Genomic DNA, 542 nt, shown 5'->3' on the forward strand with positions numbered 1-542 from the left:
GCGCGCGCAGGAGAAGAACCGGCGCAGCGAGGCCGACGACCGCGCCATGGCCGAACGGATCAGTCGGCTCATTGAGGTTCTCGACGGCGAGATCGCCGAGATCGAGGCCGATATCAACGCATTGACCAAGGCCGAGCCGGAGATCGCGGACGATGCGCGGTTGATGCGCTCACTGCCGGGCGTGGGTCCCGTGGCTTGCATGCAGCTGATCGCGAAGATGCCGGAACTTGGACATGTTGGAGCGAAGCAGATCGCCGCGCTCGCGGGCCTTGCCCCCTTCAACGTCGACAGCGGCGCCTTCCGTGGAAAACGCAAGATCGCCGGCGGCCGAAAGCGCGTTCGTGACGCCCTCTATATGGCGGCTCTGAACGCGGTTCGTCGGGCCGATCCATTCAAGGCCTTCTACGCGCGGCTGCGACAGGTCGGCAAACCAGCCAAGCTCGCTCTCATTGCCGTCGCCAGGAAGCTCCTAACGGTCCTCAACGCCATGATGCGCGACAGAAAGCCCTACCTGCAGACCAAGCCGACATAACAGTTGCCGG

General features: G+C 64.2%; 1 protein-coding gene. It reads left to right on the forward strand.

The window, feature by feature from the left end:
* Positions 1-532, forward strand: a 532-nt coding sequence (locus AKL29_RS00840) for a transposase (protein ID WP_152977375.1), incomplete at its 5' end; no start/stop codon positions are given.
* Positions 533-542: the final 10 nt, after the last annotated feature.

This window comes from Bradyrhizobium pachyrhizi, from assembly GCF_001189245.1.
Classification (GTDB): Bacteria; Pseudomonadota; Alphaproteobacteria; order Rhizobiales; family Xanthobacteraceae; genus Bradyrhizobium; species Bradyrhizobium pachyrhizi.